Source organism: Pseudomonas sp. TMW22080, assembly GCF_022496745.1.
Classification (GTDB): Bacteria; Pseudomonadota; Gammaproteobacteria; order Pseudomonadales; family Pseudomonadaceae; genus Aquipseudomonas; species Aquipseudomonas bubulae.
The window spans coordinates 109732-135082 of the sequence record NZ_SCFF01000007.1 but is presented as its reverse complement, the minus strand read 5'-3'; the positions used below and the strand labels follow the sequence as shown (position 1 = coordinate 135082).

General features: G+C 57.6%; 20 protein-coding genes, 1 other RNA gene and 1 pseudogene. 12 read left to right on the top strand and 10 right to left on the bottom strand.

Annotated features, from left to right (window positions below):
• Positions 1 to 112: 112 nt before the first annotated feature.
• From carA to grpE, 5 genes are all read right to left on the bottom strand, one after another.
• Positions 113 to 1249 (bottom strand): glutamine-hydrolyzing carbamoyl-phosphate synthase small subunit, encoded by a 1137-nt coding sequence (gene carA / locus EQV96_RS22505; RefSeq protein WP_016783446.1) that lies wholly within the window; start codon positions 1247 to 1249, stop codon positions 113 to 115.
• A 259-nt stretch (positions 1250 to 1508) separates the two neighbouring features.
• The gene (dapB, locus tag EQV96_RS22500) at positions 1509 to 2315 is read right to left on the bottom strand and encodes a 4-hydroxy-tetrahydrodipicolinate reductase (protein ID WP_240882436.1); all 807 of its coding nucleotides are present in this window, start codon (positions 2313 to 2315) and stop codon (positions 1509 to 1511) included.
• 10 nt (positions 2316 to 2325) lie between these two features.
• Positions 2326 to 3450, bottom strand: a complete 1125-nt coding sequence (gene dnaJ, locus EQV96_RS22495; RefSeq protein ID WP_095002547.1) for a molecular chaperone DnaJ — start codon at positions 3448 to 3450, stop codon at positions 2326 to 2328.
• A 320-nt stretch (positions 3451 to 3770) separates the two neighbouring features.
• Entirely contained in the window at positions 3771 to 5687 is a 1917-nt protein-coding gene (gene dnaK / locus EQV96_RS22490) for a molecular chaperone DnaK (protein ID WP_095002546.1), read from the bottom strand.
• A gap of 100 nt (positions 5688 to 5787) precedes the next feature.
• A complete protein-coding gene (gene grpE, locus EQV96_RS22485) occupies positions 5788 to 6342 on the bottom strand; it encodes a nucleotide exchange factor GrpE (RefSeq protein WP_095002545.1) in 555 nt (184 codons plus the stop codon).
• Between the two features lie 252 nt (positions 6343 to 6594).
• On the opposite strand from grpE, the gene recN reads away from it, so the two are divergent.
• Complete coding sequence (gene recN, locus EQV96_RS22480; RefSeq protein ID WP_095002544.1) at positions 6595 to 8277, top strand: DNA repair protein RecN; 1683 nt, start codon at positions 6595 to 6597, stop codon at positions 8275 to 8277.
• Between the two features lie 98 nt (positions 8278 to 8375).
• Here the strand turns inward: recN and fur are convergent, their stop codons facing one another.
• On the bottom strand, positions 8376 to 8789 hold the full coding sequence (gene fur / locus EQV96_RS22475; RefSeq protein ID WP_029611724.1) for a ferric iron uptake transcriptional regulator: 414 nt from the start codon (positions 8787 to 8789) through the stop codon (positions 8376 to 8378).
• A gap of 98 nt (positions 8790 to 8887) precedes the next feature.
• Here fur and EQV96_RS22470 point away from each other — a divergent pair, with 98 nt between their 5' ends.
• Positions 8888 to 9415 (top strand): outer membrane protein assembly factor BamE, encoded by a 528-nt coding sequence (locus EQV96_RS22470; protein WP_095020681.1) that lies wholly within the window; start codon positions 8888 to 8890, stop codon positions 9413 to 9415.
• A gap of 57 nt (positions 9416 to 9472) precedes the next feature.
• Here the strand turns inward: EQV96_RS22470 and EQV96_RS22465 are convergent, their stop codons facing one another.
• From EQV96_RS22465 to EQV96_RS22455, 3 genes are read right to left on the bottom strand one after another with little or no spacing between them, the layout of a single operon-like run.
• Positions 9473 to 9790, bottom strand: a complete 318-nt coding sequence (locus EQV96_RS22465) for an RnfH family protein (protein ID WP_240882435.1) — start codon at positions 9788 to 9790, stop codon at positions 9473 to 9475.
• On the bottom strand, positions 9783 to 10217 hold the full coding sequence (locus EQV96_RS22460; RefSeq protein ID WP_095002542.1) for a type II toxin-antitoxin system RatA family toxin: 435 nt from the start codon (positions 10215 to 10217) through the stop codon (positions 9783 to 9785). The genes EQV96_RS22465 and EQV96_RS22460 overlap by 8 nt, the downstream gene beginning before the upstream one ends.
• Positions 10218 to 10224: 7 nt before the next feature.
• Positions 10225 to 11628 (bottom strand): sodium-dependent transporter, encoded by a 1404-nt coding sequence (locus EQV96_RS22455; protein ID WP_240882434.1) that lies wholly within the window; start codon positions 11626 to 11628, stop codon positions 10225 to 10227.
• Between the two features lie 117 nt (positions 11629 to 11745).
• On the opposite strand from EQV96_RS22455, the gene smpB reads away from it, so the two are divergent.
• On the top strand, positions 11746 to 12228 hold the full coding sequence (gene smpB / locus EQV96_RS22450) for an SsrA-binding protein SmpB (RefSeq protein WP_048383611.1): 483 nt from the start codon (positions 11746 to 11748) through the stop codon (positions 12226 to 12228).
• A 155-nt stretch (positions 12229 to 12383) separates the two neighbouring features.
• Here the strand turns inward: smpB and EQV96_RS22445 are convergent, their stop codons facing one another.
• Positions 12384 to 13151 carry a GntR family transcriptional regulator gene (locus EQV96_RS22445; RefSeq protein ID WP_016783458.1) on the bottom strand — a complete coding sequence of 256 codons (768 nt, stop codon included), beginning with the start codon at positions 13149 to 13151 and terminating at the stop codon, positions 12384 to 12386.
• 261 nt (positions 13152 to 13412) lie between these two features.
• On the opposite strand from EQV96_RS22445, the gene EQV96_RS22440 reads away from it, so the two are divergent.
• The 9 genes and pseudogenes from EQV96_RS22440 to EQV96_RS22400 all read left to right on the top strand — a co-directional run bounded on the left by EQV96_RS22440 (position 13413) and on the right by EQV96_RS22400 (position 24573).
• Positions 13413 to 15107, top strand: coding sequence for a lactate permease LctP family transporter (locus EQV96_RS22440; protein ID WP_095020679.1), 1695 nt, complete (start codon positions 13413 to 13415; stop codon positions 15105 to 15107).
• A gap of 113 nt (positions 15108 to 15220) precedes the next feature.
• Complete coding sequence (locus tag EQV96_RS22435) at positions 15221 to 16045, top strand: (Fe-S)-binding protein (RefSeq protein ID WP_095020678.1); 825 nt, start codon at positions 15221 to 15223, stop codon at positions 16043 to 16045.
• Positions 16042 to 17502, top strand: a complete 1461-nt coding sequence (locus EQV96_RS22430; protein WP_240882433.1) for a LutB/LldF family L-lactate oxidation iron-sulfur protein — start codon at positions 16042 to 16044, stop codon at positions 17500 to 17502. The genes EQV96_RS22435 and EQV96_RS22430 overlap by 4 nt, the downstream gene beginning before the upstream one ends.
• Positions 17499 to 18170, top strand: coding sequence for an LUD domain-containing protein (locus tag EQV96_RS22425; protein WP_095020676.1), 672 nt, complete (start codon positions 17499 to 17501; stop codon positions 18168 to 18170). The genes EQV96_RS22430 and EQV96_RS22425 overlap by 4 nt, the downstream gene beginning before the upstream one ends.
• Complete coding sequence (locus tag EQV96_RS22420) at positions 18167 to 20974, top strand: FAD-binding and (Fe-S)-binding domain-containing protein (RefSeq protein ID WP_240882432.1); 2808 nt, start codon at positions 18167 to 18169, stop codon at positions 20972 to 20974. The genes EQV96_RS22425 and EQV96_RS22420 overlap by 4 nt, the downstream gene beginning before the upstream one ends.
• 262 nt (positions 20975 to 21236) lie before the next feature.
• Entirely contained in the window at positions 21237 to 21518 is a 282-nt protein-coding gene (locus EQV96_RS22415; RefSeq protein WP_095002535.1) for a hypothetical protein, read from the top strand.
• A 73-nt stretch (positions 21519 to 21591) separates the two neighbouring features.
• Positions 21592 to 21983: a transfer-messenger RNA gene (gene ssrA, locus EQV96_RS22410) on the top strand.
• A gap of 281 nt (positions 21984 to 22264) precedes the next feature.
• A pseudogene (locus tag EQV96_RS22405) lies at positions 22265 to 23641 on the top strand (DUF927 domain-containing protein); the annotation flags it as partial.
• 92 nt (positions 23642 to 23733) lie between these two features.
• Positions 23734 to 24573 (top strand): chromosome segregation protein SMC, encoded by an 840-nt coding sequence (locus EQV96_RS22400; RefSeq protein ID WP_240882431.1) that lies wholly within the window; start codon positions 23734 to 23736, stop codon positions 24571 to 24573.
• Positions 24574 to 25351: the final 778 nt, after the last annotated feature.

Sequence of the window (25351 nt, the reverse complement as noted above, 5' to 3'; positions counted from 1 at the left end):
GTTTGTCACTCAAATCCGCAGGTCAGTCGGCAAGCTGTCAATCAGGTTCCTGAAGCCCCCTGGGGGCCACCGAGATTCGGGGCCGCCACAGGGCGCTGCAAAAGGGGGCTGATTAACGGCGCTTGGCCATCTCATTGATGAAGCGATCGAACAGCGGTGCAACGTCGTTCGGGCCAGGGCTTGCTTCAGGGTGACCCTGGAAGCTGAAAGCGCTTTTGTCGGTCAGCTCGATACCTTGCAGGGTGCCGTCGAACAGCGACTTGTGGATGGCGCGCACATTGGCTGGCAAGCTCGCTTCGTCTACCGCAAAACCGTGGTTCTGGCTGGTGATCATTACGACACCGGTGTCCAGATCCTGAACCGGGTGGTTTGCACCGTGATGGCCATGACCCATTTTCACGGTCTTGGCGCCGGAGGCCAGGGCCAGCAGCTGGTGACCCAGGCAGATACCGAAAACCGGAATCTCGGTGGTCAGCACTTGCTTGATTGCTGTGATCGCGTAGTCGCAAGGCTCAGGGTCACCCGGGCCGTTGGACAGGAACACGCCATCCGGGTTGAGTGCCAGAACGTCACTGGCCGGAGTCTGTGCCGGAACCACGGTCACGCGGCAGCCGCGCTCAACCAGCATGCGCAGGATGTTCCACTTTACGCCGTAGTCATAAGCGACCACGTGGTAAGGCAGCTCGCTGGCTTCGATAGTCGGGTGACTGTCGGTAGCCAGGTTCCAGACGCTGGAGCGCCACTCGTAGGCTTTTTCGGTGCTGACGACTTTCGCCAGATCCATGCCCTTCAGGCCCGGGAAGCCGCGGGCCGCTGCGATGGCAGCTTCTTCAGAAATGTTGTCGCCCGCCATGATGCAACCGTTCTGCGCGCCTTTCTCACGCAGGATGCGCGTCAGGCGGCGAGTGTCGATACCGGCGATAGCCACAACATTGTTGGTTTTCAGGTAGTCGGCCAGCGACATGGTGTTGCGCCAGTTGCTTGCAACCAGCGGCAGATCACGAATTACCAGACCTGCGGACCAGACACGATCAGACTCGGCGTCTTCCGGGGTAGTACCGGTGTTGCCAACATGCGGGTAAGTCAGGGTCACGATTTGCTGAGCGTAGGAAGGATCCGTCAGGATCTCCTGGTAGCCAGTCATTGCGGTGTTAAACACCACCTCACCAACGGTTTGACCGTCGGCCCCAATGGCTTCGCCGCGAAAAATGCTGCCATCAGCGAGGGCGAGTATGGCTTGCTTAGTCAAGAAGACCTCCCGTAAATAAAGCCTGAAAGGGCGATCGCAGGTTGTAAAAAAGCGGAGTGACGTATGGACACGTCACCCCGCTTCTTCATCGAATTATCTGCGCGCTTTTAGTGGACACACTAAAGCTGTAGCTTACAGAAAAAGGCTTTTTTGGTCTACCGCTAAAGAGTCTAAAAGACAGGGGAATGCGACAGAACATCGCTTAGCGGTTAAAAATCGGGCTACTGGCGCGCCAACAGCCCGATTTTACAGAGGTTACTCAGCGCAGGTCGAGCACATCCTGCATGTCATACAGGCCAGGCTCGCGCCCTTGCAGCCAGAGAGCAGCACGAACAGCACCCTTGGCAAAGGTCATGCGGCTGGATGCCTTGTGGGTAATTTCCAGGCGCTCGCCTTCAGTGGCGAACAAGACCGTGTGATCACCCACCACATCACCGCCGCGCACCGTGGCAAAACCGATGGTTTCGCGCTCACGGGCACCGGTATGGCCTTCACGACCATAGACCGCAACCTTTTGCAGGTCACGACCCAACGCATCGGCGATCACCTCACCCATGCGCATCGCGGTACCCGAAGGCGCGTCGACTTTGTGCCGATGATGAGCTTCGATGATTTCGATATCGGCATCCTCACCCATCACCCGCGCTGCCATATCCAGCAACTTGAACGACAGGTTGACGCCGACACTGAAGTTGGAAGCAAAGACAATCGCAATATCCTGGCCAGCCTCGACCAGCAACTGCTTCTGCTCGGCATTCAGCCCCGTCGTACCAATGACCATGGCCTTGCCCAATTTGCGACACACCGCCAGGTTGGCGAGCATCACTTCAGGCAAGGTGAAGTCGATCAGCACGTCGAAATCAGCCGCGACCGCTTGCAGGCTTTCGGACAACGGCACGCCGATGCGCCCGATAGAAGCCAGCTCACCGGCATCAGCCCCCACCAGGGAGCTGCCAGGACGCACGATGGCCGCCGTCAGCCCGCACTGCGGCGAACGCTGCTGCACCGCATCGATCAAGGTCTTGCCCATGCGCCCGGCAGCGCCCATCACAGCTATACGTCGCATCTACCGCTCCTTACAGGTCGCCGAAAAAACGCTTTACGCCTTCGAACCAGCCAGTGGCGTTCGGCGAGTGACTGCTGTCACCTTCCAGCGTGGTGCGGAACTCTTCCATCAGCTCACGCTGGCGGCGGCTCAGCTTGACCGGGGTTTCGATCACCACACGGCACATCAAGTCGCCAGCACCGCCACCCCGTACAGGGGCCACACCCTTGCCACGCAAACGGAACTGCTTGCCGCTTTGTGTGCCTTCCGGGATTTTCAGCTTGACCCGACCATCCAGTGTCGGCACTTCAATTTCAGCACCCAGCGCAGCGTCGGCAAAGTTGATTGGCACTTCACAGAACAGATGCTTGCCGTCGCGCTGGAAAATCGCGTGCTCGCGCACATCGATCACCACATACAGGTCACCCGTAGGCCCACCCTGCACGCCCGCCTCGCCTTCGCCCGACAGACGAATGCGGTCACCGGTATCAACACCAGCCGGCACTTTCACAGAAAGGGTTTTGTATTCTTCTACGCGGCCTTCACCACGGCAGCTCTCGCACGGATCAGAAATCACCTTGCCTTGACCGTGGCAGCGCGGGCAAGTCTGCTGAACCGCGAAGAAACCCTGCTGCATGCGCACCTGACCAATACCGCCACAGGTGGTACAGGTCACAGGCGAAGAACCTTTCTTGGCGCCCGAACCGTCACATGGTTTGCAATTGACCAGTGTAGGGACGCGGATATTGACCGTAGTACCGCGTACGGCTTCTTCCAGATCCAGCTCCAGCGTGTAGCGCAAATCGCTACCGCGCTGAGCGCCACCCCGGGAGCCGCCACGACCACCGCCAAAGAAGTCGCTGAACACATCACCGAAAATATCGGAGAAGTTCTGACCGCCGAAACCTGCACCGCCGCCGCCCATTTGTGGATCAACACCGGCATGACCGTATTGATCGTAAGCAGCACGTTTGCTGGAGTCCGACAGAACCTCGTAAGCCTCGTTGGCCTCTTTGAACAATTCTTCCGAAGCCTTGTCATCCGGATTACGGTCCGGGTGATGCTTCATCGCCAGGCGACGATAAGCCTTTTTCAGCTCTATCTCGGTCGAGGTGCGTTCAACACCCAAAATTTCGTAATAGTCGCGCTTTGCCATAATTCTTTGCACTCTCAAGGACGTTCGACAAAACCCTCCCGAGCCTCGCCAAACCCGCCAAGCCCGAAAAGGATCAGACCCGACTCACGTCTTTTCAACGATATAGGTTTGTGTTTAACAGCCAATGCATTGGCCGCCAGGAGCGGTTACTTCAGGCCGGAAAACAGAAAAGATCCAGACCAAACCGCCAGCATTCGACTTTGTCGCATGCTGTAAAAATTTCGGTACTCCAGACACGCCAACGCGGGAGCAAGCTCCCGCGCGGCGACATCCTACCAGTCACCGCGCAAGCGCGGTCAACCGGGCGACAAACAAGCTGATTACTTGTTGTCTTTTACTTCTTCGAACTCAGCGTCGACAACGTCGTCCGCTTTTTCAGCCGAATCAGCTGGCTTGGCCGCTGCGTCTGCCGGGTTCGCCTGCTCGGCGTACATTTTCTGTGCAACCGGAGCCGATACCTTGGACAGCTCTTCAACCTTGGCTTCGATAGCCGCCTTGTCGTCGCCTTTAACAGCGGTTTCAAGTGCAACTACAGCAGCTTCGATTGCAGCTTTCTCTTCCTCGGTCACTTTATCGCCAGCATCGACGATCATTTTGCGAGTCGAGTGAACCAGTGCATCGCCCTGGTTACGTGCAGCTGCCAGCTCTTCGAACTTGCGGTCTTCCTCAGCGTTGATCTCGGCATCGCGAACCATCTGAGCGATTTCTTCCTCGGACAGACCCGAGTTAGCCTTGATCACGATCGACTGAGACTTGCCAGTCGCCTTGTCTTTTGCACTTACGTGCAGGATGCCGTTGGCATCGATGTCGAAGGTCACTTCGATCTGAGGCACGCCACGTGGAGCAGGTGGAATGTCAGCCAGGTCGAACTTGCCCAACGACTTGTTCTGTGCAGCTTGCTTACGCTCGCCTTGCAGCACGTGAATGGTCACAGCGCCCTGGTTATCGTCTGCAGTCGAGAACACTTGCGATTTCTTGGTAGGAATCGTGGTGTTTTTCTCGATCAGGGCAGTCATTACGCCACCCATGGTTTCGATACCCAGAGTCAGCGGGCTCACGTCCAGCAACAGAACGTCTTTAACATCACCGGCCAATACCGCGCCCTGGATAGCAGCACCCATTGCAACAGCTTCGTCCGGGTTCACGTCTTTACGTGCTTCCTTGCCGAAGAACTCGGTTACCAGCTTCTGTACCAGCGGCATACGAGTCTGGCCACCGACCAGGATCACGTCGTTGATTGCGCCAACGTCGATACCGGCGTCTTTCAGCGCGATGCGGCAAGGCTCGATGGTGCGTTGAACCAGGTCTTCAACCAGCGATTCCAGCTTGGCGCGCGAAATTTTCACGTTCAAGTGTTTAGGACCGGTGGCATCTGCAGTGATGTAAGGCAGATTCACGTCAGTCGACTGGCTCGAAGACAGTTCGATCTTGGCTTTTTCCGCAGCTTCTTTCAGACGCTGCATCGCCAGCGGGTCACCTTTGAGGTTCATGCCGCTTTCTTTCTTGAACTCGTCAACCAGGTAGTCGATCAGACGGATGTCAAAGTCTTCACCACCCAGGAACGTGTCACCGTTGGTTGCCAGCACTTCAAACTGGTGCTCGCCATCCACTTCGGCAATTTCAATGACCGACACGTCGAAAGTACCGCCACCCAGATCATAAACGATGACAGTGTGGTCGCCTTTCGCTTTATCCATACCGTAAGCCAGAGCAGCTGCGGTTGGTTCGTTGATGATGCGTTTTACGTCCAGACCCGCGATACGGCCGGCGTCTTTGGTCGCCTGACGCTGGCTGTCGTTGAAGTAGGCCGGAACGGTGATTACCGCTTCAGTCACTGGCTCGCCGAGGTAGTCTTCGGCGGTTTTCTTCATTTTCTTCAGAATTTCAGCCGAGATTTGTGGCGGAGCCATTTTCTGGCCGTTCACTTCAACCCAGGCGTCGCCGTTGTCAGCCTTGGCGATCTTGTACGGAACCATCTGAATGTCTTTCTGTACAACTTCTTCGTCAAAACGACGACCGATCAGACGCTTCACCGCGTACAGGGTGTTATGCGGATTGGTCACTGCCTGACGCTTGGCCGACTGGCCAACCAGAATTTCGCCATCATTGGCGTACGCAACGATCGACGGCGTAGTACGCGCGCCTTCTGCGTTTTCGATAACTTTTGCTTTACCGTTTTCCAGAACCGACACACACGAGTTGGTGGTCCCGAGGTCAATACCGATAATTCTGCCCATGTTTACTCTCCCTAAATTTGAATTTTGTTGCCGCAGCAGTAATGACCAACTGCGGCACTGCTTAACGCTTGACTTCTAAATGGGGGCCTTGTGGCCGATTTCAAGCCTGCTCGTCAATCGATGGCGAAACCGGCGCTGGCGCCTTGCTGACTACGACCATAGCCGGGCGCAGCAAGCGACCATTGAGCTGATAACCTTTTTGAAACACCTTGAGCACACTGTTTGGCTCCAGGTCTGCGCTTTCCTGCATTGCCATCGCCTGGTGATGCTCGGCATTGAAGGGTTCGCCGTGCGGGTCGATGGCTTCCAGCTGATAGCGCTTCAGGGTGTCCTGGAACATTTTCAGGGTCAGCTCGATCCCTTCACGCATCGGACGGATGTTTTCATCGTCCGGGCTGGACAGCTCAAGACCGCGCTCCAGGCTGTCGATCACCGGCAACAGGTCGCCAGCGAATTTTTCCAGTGCAAACTTGTGAGCCTTCTCAACGTCCTGCTCGGCGCGGCGGCGAACGTTCTGCAGATCGGCAGCTACGCGCAGAGCCTGATCGTTAGCGGCTGCCAGCTGCTCTTCAAGCACCTGCACGCGGGTTGCCAGATCTTCGCCAGCTACTTCGGCTTCCTGGTTCTGCGTATCCATAGTCTGTTCGTCTGCCATAGATTTCTCCTTTCAAACTTCGTCCGCGAGCTCGACTCGCGCTTGTGCCAAGGTATATGGGGTCGCAATTCTCAGGTTCAAGAGCCAAAAACCCATAAAAGGCATGTTTGGCGAACCATCCTCCCACTGCCGAAAAAACCAAACGAGCTAAGAACCCGAATAAAACAAGCAAATCGAACTAAACACAGCCATTGTCAGCACGAAACAAAACACTGTATAAATAACCAGACATTACGTTTTGGAGCAGCTCCCATGCTGGTGCACCTGTCCGTACACAACTACGCCATCGTTGAACATCTCGATCTGGAACTGGATCGCGGGATGAGTGTAATCACTGGCGAGACCGGTGCCGGCAAATCGATCATGCTCGATGCATTGGGCCTCACCCTTGGCGACCGCGCCGACAGCGGCGTCGTGCGCCCCGGGGCCGACAAGGCCGATATACTGGCCACGTTCGACCTGCAGGATATCCCCGAAGCCCGTGCCTGGCTGGCCGAGCGCGACCTTGAAGGCGACGGCCCGTGCATCCTGCGCCGGGTCATCACCGCCGAAGGCCGCTCGCGCAGCTATATCAACGGCACGCCCTGCCCCCAGGGCGACCTCAAGGTCCTGGGCGAGCTGCTGATCGATATCCACAGCCAGCACGAACACCAGTCGCTGCTCAAGCCCGATACCCATCGTCGCCTGCTCGACGAGTTCGCCGGTGCCACCGACCTGGCCCGCCAGGTACAACTGGCGGCACAACGCTGGCGCCAGACCAAACAAGAGCTTGAGCACCTGTCCAACTCCGGCGACGAACAGCGCGCGCGCCATCAGTTGCTCAGCTATCAGCTTGAAGAGCTGGAGACACTCTCGCTGGGAGAAAACGAACTGGAAGAGCTGGAGCAGGAACATAAAAACCTGACCAACGCCGAAACCCTGCTGACAATCTGCCGCCAGGTAGTCGAGCAATGCAGCGAAAGCGATTCCGGCAACGTGCTCAATGCATTGACGGCCAGCCTCAACCGGCTTTCGAGCATCAACAGCAACTCCGGCTCACTGGGCGAAGCCACCGACCTGCTGGCCAGCGCACAGATTCAGGTCGAAGAGGCCGTAGGTGAGCTCAACCGCTTTATTGATCACTTCGATGCCGACCCGGGCCGCCTGCAGTATCTCGAGGAGCGCCTCGACACCATCTATACCCTGGCACGCAAACATCGGGTTCAACCCACCGAAGTGGCCGCCTTGCAGCAAAAACTGCTGGATGAGCTCGAAACACTCAACGCCAATGATGAAAATATCGAGCGTCTGGCCAATGAGCTGACCTCCTATGCCCGCCACTATCAAGAGTGTGCCCGCGAACTCAGCAACCTGCGCAACCTGGCCGCGACACGCCTGAGCAGTGCCGTCGAAGAAGAGATCCAGCGCCTGGGCATGCCTGGCGGCCGCTTTGTGATCGAACTGCGCCCGCAAGCCAGCAGCGACCCGGCGCCCTTCGGCCTCGAACACGTTGAACTGCTGGTGAGCGCCAACCCCGGCCAACCGCTCAAAGCCCTGGCCAAAGTGGCCTCGGGCGGCGAACTGTCGCGTATCAGCCTGGCCATTCAGGTCATTACTGCACAAACCTCGCGCGTACCGACCCTGGTATTCGACGAAGTGGACGTGGGCATTGGCGGGCCGACCGCAGAGATCGTCGGGCAACTGCTGCGCCGCCTGGGCGAACGCGGCCAAGTGCTGACGGTCACTCACTTGCCGCAAGTGGCAGCGCAATGCCATCAACATCTGTTTGTCCATAAGGTTCGCGAGAGCGACACCACCCGCACGGCCGTGGCCAAACTGAGCAAAAAAGAGCGCGTAGAAGAAGTCGCCCGCATGCTTGGCGGTATCGACCTGACCAAGGAATCCCTGGCCCACGCCAAAAAGATGGTGATCACTGCAAAAAATCTTGCAGCTTAACGACGAACGGTCATGAAATAACCGATATCAGAAAGCACGAAGGCGGCCCTTGGGCCGCCTTCGATCGTTTCGCGAACCGTAATTCGCGTGACATGCTCTTACTTGGCCTTCTTGCGCACGTACAGCACCAAGTTGTGATCCACCAACTCAACACCGTGCTTGGCTGCAATGGCGTGCTGCAGTTTTTCGATGTCTTCGTCGAAAAACTCGATCACTTCACCGCTGTCCACGTTGACCATATGGTCGTGGTGGCCGCCGTCAGCATCAGCCAATTCAAAGACAGCATGACCGCCATCAAAATTATGGCGAATCACCAGCCCAGCTGACTCAAACTGGGTCAGAACACGGTAAACCGTGGCCAGACCTACGTCCTCGCCTGCTTGCATAAGTGCCTTGTAAACATCCTCGGCGCTCATGTGACGCTGCTCTGCAGAGTCAAGCATCTGTAGAATTTTGACTCGTGGCAGAGTCACCTTAAGTCCGGCCTTACGTAGTTCGCTATTTTCAACCATGGTTAGCTTTCTCGCGGAAGCCGCTTCGCAGCTTCTCTTAATACGGGTATGATCGGCGTTTACGTTGTCCCAGCCAAGATAGTGGAAGTCGCCCACCGATGCAAAACACCAAGCTCTTGCTAACCAGTTTCACCTTTGTGGGACTGCTCGCACTCGCCGGTTGTTCATTCCCCGGGGTTTACAAAATCGACATCCAACAGGGCAATGTCGTCACGCAGGACATGATAAACCAGTTACGCCCGGGAATGACCCGCCGGCAAGTGCGGTTTATCATGGGTAATGCCCTGCTGACCGATACATTCCACCCTGATCGCTGGGATTATCTGTATAGCCTGCAGCCCGGCGGCGGAGAACGCCAACAGGAACGCATCAGTGTGTTCTTCAACCAGAACGACCAGCTCGTGAGCCTGTCAGGTGACTTCAAGCCTGGCGTCAGCCGCGACGAAGCCATTCTCGGCAAAACCGGCGGCACAGACGTGACCGAACCGGCTGCTCAAGCTCCAGCCGAGAAGAGCGAAGTTCCAGCCAAGCCTGGTTCATTGCTTGATCAGATCCAGAAGGACGTAGACGGTGTTGAAACCGTACCGGTTCCTACGCCAGAACCTCTGGATACCACCGAGCAATAAGCGCCCGGTACAAAAAAGCCCGGCATGCCGGGCTTTTTGTTGCCTGCAAGAAAGCCGTCAGGGCTGACTGAGGCGCTTGGCCTCGGCAGCCTTGGCCGCACGTTGACGGCGAATCTCTTTGGGGTCGGCCAGCAGCGCTCGATACATCTCGATACGATCCCCTGCCTGCAGCACCCGGGTATCAGGATCAGCCACCTGCTTGCCGAAAATCCCCACCGGGCAATTAGCCAGGTCAACCTCGGGAAATTCGCGCCCCATGCCCGACACCAATACCGCTGCCCGCACCGTGGTGCCTTGCGGCACAACCACGGTCAGCAGGCACTGGCGATCGACCGGGGCATAAACCACCTCAACTTCAATCACCGGCTCAGCCATACAACTGCTTGGCGCGCTGGCAAAAAGCATCCACCAGCGTATTGGCCGCCTGATTGAACAAAGGCCCCAGGGTGGCCTTGACGATGGCCCCGGCGTAATCAAAGGTCATGTCCAGGCTGATTTTGCACGCTTTGTCACCCAAAGGTTTGAACACCCACAGGCCGTGCAGCTTGGTAAAAGGACCTTCTTCCAGGTTCATCTCGATGGACTGCCCGGGCACCAGGGTATTGCGGGTGACAAAGTGCTGGCTCAGGCCACCCTTGGCCACTCCCAGGCTGGCGCGCATCAGCACTTCAGTGCTTTCCAGGATTTCGGCAGACGAACACCACGGCAAAAACTGCGGGTAGCTCGCCACATCGTTTACCAGGTCATAAAGCGCCTGGGCTGGATAGGGCAACAAGGCAGAGCGTTGGATATGGGTAGTCATGTCAGCGTTACTTCCACAGCTGGGCGGCAAACACAATCAGAATGCCGAGTGGCGCCACATAGCGCATCAAAAAAAGAGTCAGGGCGAACATCACCGGGCTGCGCATCGACAATTCGTCACGAACCGCGCCGCGCCCCATGATCCAGCCTGCAAAGACCACAAAACACAGGCCGCCCAAGGGCAACATGATACGCGAGGTGAAGAAATCGACGACACCAAAGAAGTCCAGACCGCTGGCCGCGCCCCATTGATAGAGATGAAAACCGGAATCTTCGTTCACGAAAAACTTCGCCTGTTTCCAGATATTGAACGAAAACACCGTGCCCAGGCCAACAAACCAGCAACTGAAAGCCAGCCAGAAAGTGACCCACAAGCGCCGCACCCTGGTGCGCTCCACCAGGTACGCCACCATTGGCTCAAGCAACGAAATGGCCGAACTCCAGGCAGCGACTGCCACCAGCACAAAAAACACCACGCCCATCAACTGACCAAAGGCCACGTTACTGAAGGCAAACGGCAAGGTCACGAACATCAGGCCCGGGCCTTCGCCAGGGTTGAGCCCCGACGCAAATACAATTGGAAACAATGCCAGCCCGGCGAGCAATGAGACAAAAGTGTCGATCAGCGCCACCCCGACTACGGTGCCCGAGATCGATGCATTCTTGGGCATGTATGCGCCATAAATCATGATCGACCCCACGCCCACGCTCAGGGAAAAGAACGCATGGCCCATCGCGGCCAGCAACCCGTCGAGTACGCGATCGGGGTTGAAGTCGAACATGAAATGTACGCCCTGCATAAAGTGCCCGGTGGTCATGCTGTAACCCAGCAGTACCAGCAGAAGCACAAACAGCAGCGGCATCATGATCCGCAAACTGCGCTCAAGCCCCGCCACCACCCCCTTGGCGATCACATACGCAGACAGCAACATAAACCCGGTATGCCAAAAAGTGAGGCGCCAGGGATTGGAAATCACATCACCAAAGTACTGGCCGACCTGATCGGCCGTCGCCCCCTGAAAATCGCCCTTGCCCATATTGATGATGTAATCCAGCGACCAGCCGCCCACCACACTATAGAAAGACAAAATCAGCAGCGCCGTGATCATCCCGGCAAAAGCCCCCCACGACCAACGCCCCGAGTGCCCCGCCTCGACCGCCAACACCTTCAAGGCATTCGCCGGACTCAGCCGGGCACGCCGCCCGATCAGGGTTTCAGCCAGCATCACCGGCACACCGATCAGCGCGATGCAGGCCAAAAACACCAACACAAACGCGCCGCCGCCATAGACGCCAACCATGTAAGGGAATTTCCAGATACTGCCCAAACCCACGGCAGAACCGGTCGCAGCGAAAATAAAGACCCAACGGCTTGCCCAACTGCCGTGGACAGAAACCTTGTCTGTCGACATCGTTACTACGCCCAACCACTAAAAAAAGAGGGCGCATTGTCCGGGAATCACCCTACGTGCTCAAGCACGCAGGTGCCCGTAGCCGACACGCTCGCAACTGCCTATAATGCTGCCCCTATGGCTAAACAGAAGAAACACCCAACAGGGACCATCGCGCAGAATAAAAAGGCGCGACACGATTACTTCATCGAACATCGGTTCGAGGCTGGTCTGGTCCTGGCCGGCTGGGAAGTAAAAAGTCTGCGTGCAGGCAAGGCACAGCTGGTCGACAGCTACGTGCTACTCAAGGATGGTGAAGCATGGTTGCTCGGCAGCCATATCGCGCCTCTGACGACAGCCAGCACGCACGTTATTGCCGACCCAACGCGCAGCCGCAAACTGCTGCTTAACCAGCGCGAGCTGGAAAAGCTGTTTGCCTCGGTGCAGCAGAAGGGTTACGCCTGCGTCTGCCTCTCGCTTTACTGGAGCAAGCACTTGATCAAGTGCGAAATTGCCCTGGGTAAAGGCAAGAAGGAATACGACAAGCGTCATACCGAGCGTGAGCGCGATTCCGATCGCGAGCTGCAACGTGCGGTGCGCAACAAGGGCAAGGAAGACTAGTTCTTCAGCCCCTGTACTCGTGGGAGCAACTGCCTTGATGCTGCCTCAGCTCTTGTGGGAGCGGGCTTGCTCGCGATGGAATCGACTTGGTATACCTGAATACCGAGTTGCATGAATCGCGAGCAAGCCCGCTCCCACAGGGTTTGCATCAACAATTACAAGCCATTGCGCCGCTCGGCCCGCGCCATGCGCTGAACTTCCTGACGCACTTCTTCCAGCACCTCCTGCACATACACCAGGTGTCGGCTCGCCACTTCCCGGGCATCTTCCGCCCTGCCCTCGATAATCGCCAGATACAACTCGCGATGCTGACTGATCAGCATGTCGCGCGTTTCACTGCGCTGCTTGTACATGCCACCAATATTGGTCACCACGTTGCGCTTGAGCAGGTCGAATAACCCGCGAATCGTATGCAGCAACACCGCGTTATGGCTCGCTTCGGCAATGGCCAGGTGGAAGTTGGCATCGGCCTCCCCCTCTTCTGCGCGACTGACTTCATCCACCCGTGCATAACAGTCCTGCAACCGTTCAAAAGCCAGCCGCAGCCGCTCACGGTCCATCTCGGTGGCACGCGATGCCGCGTAAAAAGCGCACGAAGCCTCAAGCGTGTGACGGAATTCAAGCAGATCGCGCTGCGCTTCAGGATTGCTTTCCAGCAACTGCAACAAAGGATCACTAAAGGTCGAGCCCAGGGATGTCGCCACATAATTGCCGCCACCCTGGCGACTGACCAGCAGCCCCTTGGCCGACAATTTCTGGATCGCCTCCCGCAACGAAGGGCGCGACACCCCAAACTGCTCCGCCAGCGCACGTTCGGCAGGCAAGCGCTCACCTGACTTCAACGTGCCCTCGAGGATCATGCCCTCGAGCTGCTCGACAATATCGTCCGACAAACGGCGCTGCCGGATCTGATCAAACCCCATAACTGCTCTCCACCCTCCCGACCACGCGCCGGGGGCCGCTATTCTCGCCGATTGGCGCCACGCATACACCCATCAGAAACACCGCTAAAAACCCCATCAGATGCCCGGACAACGAACACCCCGACGAAAGTTTGTGAGGCGGCAAATTGACACATGCCTCATAAGGCTTTTAACCTAGCCAACAGTGATTGTAAATTGGTAATACCAATATACCAAACACAGTCTGTAGCATCGACCAATAACAATTAGGGGCCACCCCATATGCAAACCTGGCAACAGCTCTACAGTCCGCTCGGCAGCCTCGGCCTGTCCGCTCTCGCGGCCGTCGTCCCGATCGTATTCTTCTTCCTCGCCTTGGCCGTGTTCCGTCTCAAAGGCCACGTCGCCGGCAGCATCACCCTTGCCCTGTCGATTCTGGTGGCCATCTTTGCCTTCCAGATGCCTGTCGATATGGCCTTCGCAGCAGCGGGCTATGGATTTGCCTATGGCCTGTGGCCAATTGCCTGGATCATCGTTGCCGCGGTGTTCCTCTACAAACTGACCGTCAAAAGCGGCCAGTTCGAAATCATCCGCAGCTCCGTGCTGTCGATCACCGACGACCAGCGCCTGCAAGTACTGCTGATTGGCTTCTGCTTTGGTGCTTTCCTTGAGGGTGCAGCCGGTTTCGGTGCGCCGGTAGCGATTACAGCAGCACTGCTTGTAGGCTTGGGTTTTAACCCGCTGTACGCCGCTGGCCTGTGCCTGATCGCCAACACGGCCCCGGTCGCGTTTGGCGCCCTGGGTATCCCGATCATCGTGGCGGGCCAGGTCACCGGAATCGACGCGTTCAAGATCGGCGCCATGGCCGGTCGCCAGCTGCCACTGCTGTCGCTGTTCGTGCCGTTCTGGCTGGTATTCATGATGGACGGCCTGCGCGGCGTGCGTGAAACCTGGCCCGCAGCCCTGGTGGCCGGTTTGAGCTTCGCCATCACCCAGTACTACACCTCCAACTACATTGGCCCGGAACTGCCGGACATCACCTCGGCCCTGGCCAGCCTGGTCAGCCTGACCCTGTTTCTGAAAGTCTGGCAGCCAAAACGTAGCGCAGGTGCACGAATTGCTGGCGTTAGCTCTGACGTAATTGTTACCGCGAGCGCAGGTGGTTTCGGTAAACCGACCAATCTGATGGCTTCGCCTTACAGCCTGATGCAGATTCTGAAAGCCTGGTCACCGTTCCTGATCCTTACCGTGCTGGTCACCATCTGGACCCTCAAACCGTTCAAGGCGATGTTCTCTGCCGGCGGCTCGATGTACGGCTGGGTGTTCAACTTCGCGATCCCGCACCTTGACCAACTGGTGATCAAGACCGCCCCTATCGTCAACGCGCCGACCGCGATTGCCGCCGTGTTCAAACTTGATCCGATTTCGGCCACCGGCACGGCGATTTTCTTCTCGGCACTGATCTCGATGCTGATACTGAAGATCGACATCAAGACTGGTCTGACCACTTTAAAAGAAACCTTCTACGAACTGCGCTGGCCGATTCTTTCCATCGGTATGGTGCTGGCCTTCGCCTTCGTCACCAACTACTCGGGCATGTCCTCGACCATGGCCCTGGTACTGGCAGGTACTGGCGCCGCGTTCCCGTTCTTCTCGCCGTTCCTCGGTTGGCTGGGCGTGTTCCTGACCGGTTCCGACACCTCGTCCAACGCCCTGTTCAGCTCGTTGCAGGCCACCACCGCGCACCAGATCGGCGTGAGCGACACCCTGATGGTGGCTGCCAATACCAGTGGCGGCGTGACCGGCAAGATGATTTCCCCGCAATCGATCGCTGTCGCCTGTGCGGCGACCGGCCTGGTGGGCAAAGAATCGGACCTGTTCCGCTTCACCCTCAAGCACAGTCTGTTTTTCGCCACCATCGTCGGCCTGATCACCCTGGCCCAGGCCTACTGGTTCACCGGCATGCTGGTTCACTGATAAGCGCTATGGTTACTGCACGTTAATGTCGCCGGGGCACAGCCCCGGCGTCAGTAATTCACGACCCGGTCCACCTCGGTGGACACATAACCGGGACCACCCGGAGACGCCTGATGAGCGAGCTTTTTTACAACGCCGTGCCGAATGCGACCCGTGTCGCCCCGCCCTTGCCTGTACCCCGCCAATACCCCGCGCAAAAACCGCGCAAGGTCTACCTGTTCGGCACCTGCGTGGTCGATCTGTTCTTCCCCGAAGCCGGGATGGACGCCATCCACCTGATCGAGCGCGAAGGTATCGACGTCGATTATCCCCAAGGCCAGAGCTGCTGTGGTCAACCGGCCTACACCTCGGGTTACACCGAGCAGGCCCGGGAAGTGGCCCGTGCGCAACTGGCCCTGTTCGCCGAAGACTACCCGGTCGTCGTGCCTTCCGGCTCCTGCGCCGGCATGCTGCGCGAACACTATGAAGACCTGTTCAAGGACGAGCCCGACACCCTGAAAAAGGTTCACGCCCTGGCTGAACGCACCTTTGAACTCACCGAATTTTTGCTGTTTGTGTGCAAGGTCCGCTTCAAGGACCACGGCGCCCCGGTCAAGGTCGCACTGCACACCTCCTGCTCGGCCCGCCGCGAAATGAACACCCACCTGCACGGCCGCGAAATGCTCGCGCAATTGGGCAATGTGGAGCGCATCGACCACAGCCACGAAAGTGAATGCTGCGGTTTTGGCGGGACCTTCAGCGTACGCATGCCGGATATTTCCGGCGCCATGGTCGCTGACAAAACCCGCTCCCTGATTGATACCGGCGCCCATCAAGTGCTCACCGCCGATTGCGGCTGCCTGATGAACATCAACGGCTCCCTGGAAAAACAGAAGGAATCACTGCGCGGCCAGCATCTGGCCAGTTTCCTGTGGCAGCGCACCGGAGGTGGCCAATGAGCGCCAGCACCCTGATCCCCACCGTCGCGGTCGAAGAAGACTTCCGCGAGCGCGCCCACGAAGCCCTGGGTGACAAGCAACTGCGAAACAACTTCCGCAGTGCGATGGATTCTCTGATGACCAAGCGCGCTGTTGCCTTCAGCGACACCCATGAGCGCGAGCACTTGCGCGCTCTGGGCAACGCCATCCGCGCCCGCGCCCTGTCCAAGTTGCCTGACCTGCTGGAACGACTGGAAGCCAACCTGACCCGTAATGGCGTGCAGGTTCATTGGGCTGAAACCGTCGACGAAGCCAATCAAATCGTCATGTCCATCGCCCGCCGGCGCGCCGCCAAACAGGTGATCAAAGGCAAGTCGATGGTCAGCGAAGAGATGGAGATGAACCACGTACTCGGCGCCCAGGGCATTGAATGCCTTGAGTCCGACATGGGCGAATATATTGTTCAACTCGACAACGAAAAACCCTCCCACATCATCATGCCCGCGATCCATAAGAACGCCGGGCAAGTGGCCGACCTGTTTCACGAAAAACTCGGCGTGGAATACACCAAGGACGTGGATCAACTGATCCAGATCGGCCGCCGCGTACTGCGCCAGAAATTCTTTGAAGCGGACATCGGCGTGTCTGGCGTCAACTTTGCCGTTGCTGAAACCGGCACCCTGCTGCTGGTGGAAAACGAAGGCAACGGGCGTATGTCGACCACGGTGCCGCCTGTGCATATTGCCGTTACCGGCATCGAGAAAGTGGTCGAGAACCTGCGCGACGTTGTACCGCTGGTGTCCCTGCTGACCCGCTCGGCCCTTGGCCAGCCCATCACCACCTACGTCAATATGATTTCCGGCCCACGCAAACCCGGCGAGCTGGACGGCCCTGAAGAAGTGCACCTGGTGCTGCTCGATAACGGTCGCAGCCAGGCGTTTGCCGACAGCGAATTGCGCCAGACACTCAACTGCATTCGCTGCGGTGCCTGCATGAACCACTGCCCGGTTTACACCCGCATTGGCGGTCATGCCTACGGTGAGGTGTATCCCGGCCCCATTGGCGCAATCATCACGCCACATATGGTGGGCTTGAACAAAGTCCCGGATCACCCGAGCGCCTCGTCGCTGTGCGGTGCCTGTGGCGAAGTGTGCCCGGTAAAAATCCCGATCCCGGCCCTGCTGCGGCGCCTGCGTGAAGAGAACGTCAAAGCCCCCGATACCGTACCGCGCATCATGCGTGGTCAGGGCAGCAAGTATTCGCGTAAAGAGCGCCTGATCTGGAATATGTGGGCCAAGCTCAACAGCTCACCCGCGCTTTACCGCACCTTCCTGAAAGCCGCTACCCGTCTGCGCGCCCTGACGCCGAGCAAGGTAGGCCCGTGGACGCAAAACCACAGCGCGCCCAAACCCGCCGCCCGTTCGCTGCACGATATGGCCCGCGAGCATCTGGCGAAAAAGTCGGGAGAAACACGATGAGCGCCAAGCAAAACATCCTCAATAAACTGCGTAAAAGCCTGACGGGCACCACACCGGTGCCTGACAATTTTGACGAAGTGCTGGTCACAGAGCCCTGGACCTACACCCCGGAGCAACGTATCCCGCAACTGCGCAAGCTGATGGAAGCGGTCCACACTGAAATCCACCTCAGTACCGAGCAAGGCTGGCCTGCATTGCTCGCGCAATTGGTCACCGACCGTCAGTTGCCAAGCCTGCTGATCGCACCGACTACAGCGCACGGGCAAAAGGTCAGCGAACACTGGGCACAAAACCCCGGGTTGCCAGCACTTAAAGCCTACGACCGGCCGGTAGAAGCGTGGAAAGCCGAACTGTTCAACGATACACCGGCCAGCTTCACCACCACCCTGGGTGCGATTGCCGCCACCGGTAGCCTGATCATGTGGCCAACCCCGGAAGAACCACGGCTGATGAGCCTGGTGCCGCCGGTGCATTTCGCCCTGCTTAAGGCCAGCGAAATCCGCGACAACTTTTATCAGGTGCAGCGTGAAATGAACTGGACCGCCGGCATGCCGACCAATGCGCTATTGGTGTCCGGACCGTCGAAAACCGCTGATATCGAGCAAGTGCTGGCCTACGGCGCCCACGGCCCCAAAGACCTGATCGTGCTGATTCTGGAGGATGCATGAGCCTGCCCGCCGCCTTTGTGCGTGATGCCGAGCGACTGATCCCCCAGGACCGCCGTTTTACCGATGCGCTGTCGACCCTGGCGTTCGGCACCGATGCGAGCTTTTACCGACTGATCCCCAAGCTGGTGATTCGCGTCGAGTCCGAAGACGAAGTGGTGGAGCTGCTGCGCCTGGCCCGTCGCGACCAGGTATCGGTGACCTTTCGTGCAGCGGGCACCAGCCTCTCTGGCCAGGCCATCAGCGACTCGGTGCTGATCGTGCTCGGCGACAACTGGAACGGCAAGGAAATCCGCGGCCAGGGCAGGCAAATCCGCCTGCAACCGGGAGTGATCGGTGCCCAGGCCAACGCCTGGCTGGCCCCGTTCGGACGCAAGATTGGCCCAGACCCGGCATCGATCAACGCCTGCAAAGTTGGCGGCATCGTCGCCAATAATGCCAGCGGCATGTGTTGCGGCACCGCGCAAAACACCTACCACACCCTGGCGGGCCTGCGCGTAGTGCTGGCCGACGGTACCCGGGTCGACACCGAAGATGCCGCCAACATCGCCGCCTTTCGCCAAAGCCACGGGCCATTGCTCGAGCAGTTGGGGACGTTGGCTCGCGAAACCCGCGCCAACGCTGAACTGGCTGCAAAAATCCGCCACAAATACCGTCTGAAAAACACCACAGGCCTGTCCCTTAATGCCCTGGTGGATTTCGACGACCCGCTGGATATCCTCAGCCACCTGCTGGTGGGCAGCGAAGGTACCCTGGGCTTTATCAGCGCGGTGACCTACGACACCGTGATCGACCACCCGAACAAGGCTTCGGCGCTGATCGTGTTCCCGGATGTCGAGACCTGCTGCAACGCCGTCACCGTGCTTAAAAGCCAGCCCGTGTCTGCCGTGGAACTGCTCGACCGTCGCAGCCTGCGTTCGGTGCAGGACAAACCCGGCATGCCGGCTTTCGTACAACAATTGTCGGCCAATGCCTGCGCGCTATTGATCGAGTCCCGCGCAGCATCCCAGACCTTGCTGCACGAACAACTGGCGCAAATCATGGCCTCGCTGGTCGATTTCCCGGTTGAAAAACAGGTCGACTTCACCGAAGACCCTAAAGAAAACGCCAAGCTGTGGGCGATCCGCAAAGACACCTTCCCGGCCGTCGGGGCGGTGCGCAAAACCGGCACCACGGTGATCATCGAAGACGTGACCTTCCCCGTTGAACAACTGGCCATCGGCGTCAACCGCCTGATCGAGCTGTTCGACAAGCACCACTACGACGAAGCGATCCTGTTTGGCCATGCGCTGGAGGGCAACCTGCACTTCGTCTTTACCCAGGGTTTCAACAACCCCGAGGAAGTGGCGCGCTACCAGGCCTTTATGGATGACGTGGCGCAACTGGTGGCCGTGGAGTTTGGCGGTTCGCTCAAGGCAGAACACGGCACCGGGCGCAATATGGCGCCCTTTGTCGAGCTGGAATGGGGCAGCGACGCCTACCAGTTGATGTGGACGCTCAAGCGTTTGCTCGACCCGCAGGGCATTCTCAACCCCGACGTGGTGCTCAGCGAAGACCCGCATATCCACCTCAAGCACCTCAAGCCGATGCCTGCGGCGGACGAGATTGTGGATAAGTGCATCGAGTGCGGTTTTTGCGAACCGGTGTGCCCGTCCAAGGGACTGACCCTGAGCCCGCGCCAGCGGATTGTGATCTGGCGCGATATCCAGGCCAGGAAACGCGCCGGCATCGACACCACGGAGCTGGAAAAAGCCTACGCCTATCAAGGCATTGATACCTGCGCAGCCACCGGTTTATGCGCGCAACGCTGCCCGGTGGGCATCAATACCGGCGAACTGGTGAAAAAACTCCGGGCACGCAGCGCAGACAGTGTGAAAACGGCTGACTGGCTGGCCAGTCACTTCACCACAGCACTGCAGGGGGCACGTTTTACCCTGCACGTGGCCAATGGTGCGCGCATGCTGCTGGGGGCGCCGCGACTGGCAAAACTCTCATCGGCCCTGAGCAAGGCCAGCAAAGGCCGCGTGCCATTGTGGACCAACGCCATGCCCCAGCCGGAGCGGGCGATTCGTTTTACCCCGCCGGTCAAGGATGCCCGCCCGCGGGTGGTGTACCTGGCGGCTTGCGTGTCGCGGGTCATGGGCCCTGCGGCAGGAGACAAAGAACAAATGTCGTTGCTGGACAAAACCCGCGGCCTGCTGGAAAAAGCCGGTTACCAGGTGGTGTTCCCCGACAATATGGACAGCCTGTGCTGCGGTCAGCCGTTTGCGTCGAAAGGTTACAACGAACAGGCCGAACACAAGCGCCAGGAACTGATCGGCGCACTGCTGCATGCCAGCCGTGGCGGGCTTGACCCGATCTACTGCGACACCAGCCCCTGCACCCTGCGCCTGGTGCAGGATCTGGGGGAAAGTCGCCTCGACCTGTACGACCCGGTACGCTTTATCCGCACCCACCTTGTGGACAAGTTGACCTTTACCCCGCAAACCGCACCGATTGCCGTGCATGTCACCTGCAGCACCCAGCACCTGGGCGAAAGCCAGGCCCTGATCGATATTGCGCGGCTGTGCAGCACCGACGTGGTGATCCCCGAGGGTATCCATTGCTGCGGCTTTGCCGGTGACAAAGGCTTTACCACCCCGGAGCTGAACGCCCACTCACTGCGCACTTTGAAAGACGCGGTGCAATATTGCAGCGAAGGGATCTCCACCAGCCGAACCTGTGAGATTGGCTTGAGCCAGCATGGCGGGATCGACTATCACGGCCTGGTGTACCTGGTAGACCGCGTCACCAGCGCCCAGGCCTGAAAATGTGGGAGCGGGCTTGCTCGCGACAGGATCGCTGCGGTGTGACCCATACACCGCGTCGATGCCATCGCGAGCAAGCCCGCTCCCACCAAATCAAATATTCGCTCTACTTTAGGGCACAAAAAAAACCTGAAATTAATGGCCTGACCCAGGCAGAACTCCCGAGCGTGGCTATAGTCAATTGGCTTAAGGCCCCAATGTTTGGGGCATAAAACCGAGCCTGGAAACACCGGGCCTACCCTGTGCACAAGGAGTTTTCCCCATGAAGCGTACCGCTCTTGCTGGTCTGTTTATATCCGCAGTGATGTTGGCCTCCCCGGTGTTTGCGGCAGACGACCTTTGCCAGATCAACCTGCAAAAGATCAACGACGCCGTAGCCAGCTCTGGCGAAATCAGCTCCGACTTACAAGACAACATCGACAGCACCGTTGCCCAGGCCAAGGAAGAACAATCCAAAGGCACCAAAGAAGGCACTCAGGCCTGCGTTTCACTGACCACCCAGGTGCTCCAGGACATTGCCAACAACAACAAAGGTGGTGAGTAACCCCTTTGGGTTGGCCTTCTGCGTCAGAAAGGCGTAGACTCCGCTAGCTTGCTGGTTATACACAGCAGGCATCGGGGCCGTTTAGGATTCGACGCCGGTTGCGAAACTCTAGGTGCATGCCGAGTTGGTAACAGAACTCGTAAATCCACTGTTGCAACTACTTATAGTTGCCAATGACGAAACCTACGAGGGTCAAGCTCTCGCAGCGTAAGCTGCCTTAGCCATCCTCCTGGTACCTTCGGGTCCAGCAATCACTAGGGGATGCCTGTAAACCTGAAGTGATTGTCATATAGAACAGGATCGCCGTGCAGTACGTTGTGGACGAATCGGCTAAAACTTACACAACTCGCCCAAAGCACCCTGCCCTTCGGGTCGCTGAGGGTTAACTTAATAGAAACGGCTAAGCATGTAGTACCGACAGCGGAGTACTGGCGGACGGGGGTTCAAATCCCCCCGGCTCCACCAAATAGCTGTCCAGACCTGTCTCAGACAGTCTGCGAAACACCCAAGAAGCCCGCCCCGTGCGGGCTTTCTTGTTTCTGGCTATCCGTCCCTGTCTGCCCTTTCCTGTACCACGCCCGAAACCACCGGAAACACTCCTTCCCTGTACCAGCCTCATAAATTGAAACTGAGGGGGCACGGAAATGAAGCGTAGTGAAATCAAACGTCGCCCCGTGGCCGATACCTTGAATCGGACACCAAGGAGTACCCTGAGCATAACGGCAACAGCCTTTACCTGAGGGTCCCTACTGCCAGAACAGCAGGTCGGCTCCCACACTGAGCACCTGCACTTCTACGAGGCAAGCGCACAGCTGCCACCTATCAGCAAGGCTGGCACCCTGGAGCAATGGCAAGAGCAAATCGGCGCCTTGTGCGTTGGCAATCATCGCTTGGCATTTGTGGCCAGCGTGGCGTTTGCTGGACCACTGCTGCACATGCTTGGTCATGAATCAGGCGGCTTTCACCTGTACGGCGATAGCTCAGGCGGTAAAACCACCCACCTGCAAGTCGCTGCCTCGATCTACGGCGGGCCCCGATTGGTACGGTCATGGCGTTCAACCGACAACGCCTTGGAGTCCATCGTAGCCGCTCACTCGGACGGCCTTTTGGTACTCGATGAAATCGGCATGTGCGACCCGCGCATCATTGGCGAAACCGTATACATGCTCGGCAACGGCACCGGTAAAGCCCGCGCGAATGATCGTGGTCAAGCGGGCCGACAGGTTCAAGAGTGGCGCCTGCTATTTCTATCCACAGGCGAAAAAACCTTGGCGCAACCCATGGCCGAGGCCAACAAAGAGCTCAAAGCAGGCATGGAAGTACGTATGCTCGCGGTGCCTGCAGACGCCAGTAAAGGGCTCGGCATGTTCGACGCGTTGAATGGTTTCGAGGACGCTGCCGCCCTTTCTGACGCACTCAAAGCCCGAGTGGCCAAGTACTACGGCACACCGCTCACTGCCTTCCTATCAGCGTTGTGCGAACCCGGAAAAATGCACGCCTGGGCGATCATCCTGCGCCGCACCCTTGAAGGGTTTATTGCAAAGTCCCTGCCCTCCTCAGCGAGCGGTCAGGCCCATCGCGCTGCCCTGCGCTTTGGCCTTGCGGCTGCAGCTGGTGAGCTGGCTACCGCACTGGGCATCACAGGCTGGCCAGATGGCACCGCTACCACGGCAGCCCGTGTATGCCTCAATGCATGGCTGAATGAACGCGGCGGCGCTGGTAACTATGAAGGTGACGCCATCGTAGCTCGGCTGCGCCAAGTCATCGAGCGCTTCGGCGAAAGCCGCTTCACTCGTTGGGAGTCCGCCGCCGCCAAGATCGATGAGCACGGTCCTCGTACCATCGACCGATTGGGCTTTCGAAAATCGTTGGAGCATGGCCTCGGCGACGAACTGCATACCACCAACACCTACTACGTACTGCCCGAGGCTTGGCGCTCCGAAGTATTCAAAGGCATGAACATCAATGCCGTGAACAAGGAGCTGCTACGTCGTGGAGTGCTCGAGCCGGGAAGCGACGGGAAGGCGTCGAGCCTCGTCCGGCTTCCCGGGCTAGGCCCGCAACGCTGCTACATCGTAAAGACGATTCCGGGGACGGATGAGAGCGAGGCCAGGGCTGCCTGACGGTAACCCACAGAACGAGGTAGCGCCGGCTCATTCCCGGCCTCGCCAGCCATTCAGCCAACCCCAAATCAAATTACATTGAGATAGAACAAATGAACGAGATCCAAGAGCTGAAAGACCGCCGCGAACAAACAATTCTCGAGAAGGAAGCACTTGAGCGGGAACTAGTCCCCTATGCGGCTGCACTCGAAGACTATGACGTGATGCAAAGTTTGGAAGACAACCTGCGCTACAAAATCACCGATAAAAAAAGAGAGGTCGGCTACCGTGAGCGGGACATCGAGACGCTCGATAAGAAGATCCATCGCAGAGAAACACTGGCCAATCACCAGAGCCTGATGGCTGGCTATGTCGAAGCCATCGCTACATGGAAGGCTGACGAAGAAGAGCTAAACCAAAAACGTAACAGCATCAACACGCGCCTTGAGCAGGTCCGTCAGCAAGCACATGAAGATATGGTAAAAGCGCGGCAGTCAGAGACAGAGGCCGCTACAGCTTATGCACAGGCAGTCGCTTGGGGCGATGTGGAGGGTGAGAAAAAAGCTAATGACGACGCTCAAAAAGCTGCGAAACATCTCACCTCTGCCGCTGAGCATCAGCGTCGGCAACAGCTGATTATTACTGCGCTGGAGCAAGAAATCGTCACTATTGATCGGCATATCTCAGAAGCACAGAAAACGCGCGCAGATATTGAAAACCAAGCATCACGCTTGGCAAACACAGTGCTTGAAGAAAAGTGGAATGCTGCTGCAATAGCTCTGCTCGAGGTAGGCGGCAAGCTATGGGCCGCTCGACGTCTAATAGATCGCGACCCAATAGCACTGACGAACCTGAAAATCCCTGAGCAGGGCGAAAACTACGGGCCTTGGGGCTGGAGCGATCTTTCAGAACGCTCTTATCAGCATAGCTTCGAAGACGTACTAGCTATGTGACGCAGCTTCCCCCCGAGACGGCTTAGTAGCAAGGCCGCCTCGGTCACCCAAAAGGCCCAACCATGAACGCTGCCATACAAAGCAAAGTCAGTTATTCGGAATCCCTGAAAGCCAGGAAAACGCATCTGAACGGTCTAATAAACCTCGTAAAGCCAAGGATAGGGAAAGCTACAAAAATAGAGACAATGACGATTGCAGCAATCAATGCAGAGATTAGTGTAATAGAACAACAGCTGAATAAACGGGGTTAATGCTATGGCGGAAGCACACAAGGCTTCCGCCATAGACTGAGCTTCAAGTCTCTGCCAACAGCCCTACAACCCTTCACCGAAAATCTTCATGCTTTCATGAACTCTTTCAAAATAGTGCGTTTGGTCAATTGATAATTTAACGATCAACAACTATCAGCAAAAAAACCACAGAACATTTTTATTTTTACTTTCTGATTTTTGCCTATTCCCAAACGCAAGATCGTATATAGCGTTTCGGCAAAACACTAACAGCACTCAGGCGTGAAAGCAGAGGCATATCGTGTAACATTTCCACGTTACTCAATGATGCCTTCGTGGAATACATTGTGGAAAACCTAAGGACTCAGAGTGATGCTAGGTCAGTAGCTTGGTGCTGATAGTTTTATCTTAAGGAAAAATTAACGCTTCAATTTATGGATTGTTTATCCGCGCTCGGTATAGCAATCTATTACTCCGCAACCAGATTCCACCAATACTCTTAACGCTAACGGAGTTCCTTATCTATACTACTAGAGTTAGAGCAGAGG